The following is a 2,584-nucleotide window of genomic DNA, read 5'->3' as shown; positions in this document are numbered from 1 at the left end:
GAGGCCGCCGCGCGGAAGCTCGCGGCCGGCGCGGTCGAGGCCCGGCTCGCGGCGTGTGCCCAGGTGCTCGGGCCGATCACCAGCGTGTACCGGTGGGAGGGCGCGACCCACACCGACCCGGAGTGGCGCGTGGAGATCAAGACCGCGGCCGACCGGGTCGACGCGCTGACCGAGCACCTGAAGGCGCACCACTCCTACGACGAACCGGAGGTCGTCGCGACCCCGGTGAGCGGGGGCAGCGCCGGGTACCTGTCCTGGGTCGTGGCCGAGACCCGGTCCTGACCGCCCGCCCCGGCGGTTCACCCGCAGGGGTACGACCCGCACTCTCCGGCACCGGTGTGGGTCGAGTAGCGTCGGGTCAACGGAGACATCTGGAGGGCGAGACCGTGGGTAAGGCCGCACGCAGGAAGGGCGCTCCCGCGAAGGGCGGGAAGCCGAAGAAGGTCCGCGACGTCTTCGTGGCGCGCCCGTTCGAGGGGCTGGCCGCGGAACCGGAACTGATCGCGCAGCGGGAGTTCGTGCCGTCCGCCACCGCGCCGTTGACCCTGGCCGACGGCGTGGACCCGGCCGGGCGTGCGGTCACCCTCGGCACCGTGCTGCCGTTGGCCGCCGCCGCGATGGTGCGCTCGGACGACGGGCACATCTTCCTGGGGATGCAGGTCCAGACCCGCTCCTCGGACATCAGCCGGGACCTCGGCCGGGCGCTGCGCTGGGCGCTGGACGCCGAACCGGGCGAGGTGCTCTCGGTGCCCGACACCGTGAGCGAGCCGCGGCCCGGCGAGCGGCTCCAGGACCTGCTGGCCGGGGACGCGGAGCTGGAGGTCACGCTGCACGAGGACTTCTCCTGGTGGCTGCCGGAGGGCGACACCCCGTCCGGTGAGGTCGCGATGTCGTTGGAGCGGGCGAACGCCGCGATCATGCCGACCGAGCGGCTCGGCCCGGCTGCGTACTGGGTCCTCGCGGGCGAGAAGGCGCACCTGCGCTGGGTGTGGCCCGCCGAGGAGAACCGGCTGCTGCAGGCGCTGGCCCGGCTGTCCGCCGCGGGGGAGTTGACGCTGGGCGAGGGCACGCGGTACGCGGGCTCGTTCCGGGCGCACGGGCTCCTGGTGCCGGTGTGGGATCTCGACCCGGAGGCGCACGCCCGCGAATGGGACGAGTCGGCCAAGCACCTCGGTGCCCGGCTGGAGGAGGCGCTGGCCTCGCTGGACGACCGTCCGCTCGACGCGAGCGAGCGCCGGGCGCGCGACGGCCTGATCGGGCGTCAGCTCACGCTCCGGTGATCCTGCACCTCTGCCCCGCCGACGTCTGGAACGCCGTCCCTCCGGGCGAGCCGTATCGGGCCGCGTCGCTGGCCGACGTCGGCTTCGTCCACTGCTCCGACCCGGGGACGGTCCACTTCCCGGCCGACCGGCTCTACGCCGGGCGCACCGACCTGGTGCTGCTGCGCCTCGATCCGGCGCGGCTGGACGTCCCGGTGCGGTGGGAGCCCGCCGACCCGCCGGAACCAGGTGCGCCGTGGTTCCCCCACGTCTACGGTCCGATCCCGCCGGAGGCGGTGGTGTCGGTCCATCCGTTCCCGCCCGGCCCGGACGGGTTCTTCCGGCTCCCCGCGGAGCTGGCCGACCCCGGTGGCGGGACGCACCGGTAACACCCGGGCAACCTCACGGCGTCCGCGTGCGTGGACGGGGTCGAGTCGGACAACGCGATCGCGTGAGGGAGACGTTACGGTGACTACGCTCGTGTCCGCGGCCCCGGGCCTCGGGTTCGGGACGCGGACTGTCGTCCACAGGAGGGAAGCGGTCGTGTCTGGCGACCTCACGGACTTCGAGGAGTTCGTGGAGGCCTCGCTACCGGGGCTGTTGCGCTACGGGCACGCCCTGACCGGCAACCCGCACGACGCCGCCGACCTCGTGCAGTCGGTGCTGGAGAAGATCGGCGCGCGGTGGTCGAGTGTGGTGCGCAAGACCGGTGACCCGCTCGCCTACATCCGCCGCTCGATGGCCAACGCCCACATCTCCCGGTGGCGCAGGCACCGCCGGGAGAACCTGGTCGCCGAGATCCCGGAATCCGACACCGTCTCCCCCACCGACCCGTTCGAGTACGAACCGCTGTGGACGGCGTTGCGGGAGTTGCCGCCGAAACAGCGTGCGGTGATCGTGCTCCGGTACTACGAGGGGCTGAGCGAGGCGGAGATCGCCGACTCGCTCGGCATCAGCCCGGGCACGGTGAAGAGCCAGGCCAGCAAGGCACTCGGTTCCCTGCGGGGCAAGCTGCACCGGGACACCGGGAGCGAGGGGAGGTGGGCACGGTGAGTGCCGACGGAACCGACGCCGCCGGGGACGACCGTCCCGACCGGCTCGACGGACTCGACGGGGCCGACGGAGCCGACGGACTCGACGGAGCCGGCGGGGCCGAGGAAGCCGACGAGCTCGACGCCGAACTGCGCGCGTTGTTCCACGACGACGAGCGCTTCGCGGTCCGGCCGCGGCCGCACGCGCCACGGCACATCGTCACCGGGGTACGGCGGCGACGCAGGCGCCGTACGGTGCTCGCGGGTGCGGGGACCACGCTCGCGGTGGTGGCC

Annotated in this window: 4 protein-coding genes and 1 pseudogene; all 5 read left to right on the top strand. The window is 73.7% G+C overall.

Annotated features, from left to right (window positions below; all coding sequences use genetic code 11):
* Positions 1 to 282 (top strand): divalent-cation tolerance protein CutA (gene cutA, locus SACHA_RS0115925; RefSeq protein WP_019811337.1); only part of this gene is annotated, 282 nt, incomplete at its 5' end.
* Positions 283 to 386: 104 nt separating this feature from the next.
* The gene (locus tag SACHA_RS0115920; protein WP_019811335.1) at positions 387 to 1,280 is read left to right on the top strand and encodes a DUF5926 family protein; all 894 of its coding nucleotides are present in this window, start codon (positions 387 to 389) and stop codon (positions 1,278 to 1,280) included.
* Complete coding sequence (locus SACHA_RS0115915) at positions 1,277 to 1,648, top strand: DUF952 domain-containing protein (RefSeq protein WP_019811333.1); 372 nt, start codon at positions 1,277 to 1,279, stop codon at positions 1,646 to 1,648. The genes SACHA_RS0115920 and SACHA_RS0115915 overlap by 4 nt, the downstream gene beginning before the upstream one ends.
* A gap of 154 nt (positions 1,649 to 1,802) precedes the next feature.
* Positions 1,803 to 2,312, top strand: a complete 510-nt coding sequence (locus SACHA_RS0115910) for a SigE family RNA polymerase sigma factor (RefSeq protein WP_019811331.1) — start codon at positions 1,803 to 1,805, stop codon at positions 2,310 to 2,312.
* Positions 2,309 to 2,584 (top strand): annotated as a pseudogene (locus SACHA_RS22560) (hypothetical protein); the annotation flags it as partial. The gene SACHA_RS0115910 and the pseudogene SACHA_RS22560, both read left to right, overlap by 4 nt.

The organism is Saccharomonospora halophila 8, assembly GCF_000383775.1.
GTDB classification, from domain to species: Bacteria; Actinomycetota; Actinomycetes; order Mycobacteriales; family Pseudonocardiaceae; genus Saccharomonospora; species Saccharomonospora halophila.
The sequence above is the reverse complement of the archived record's forward strand: the minus strand, read 5'-3'. Positions and strand labels throughout refer to the sequence as shown.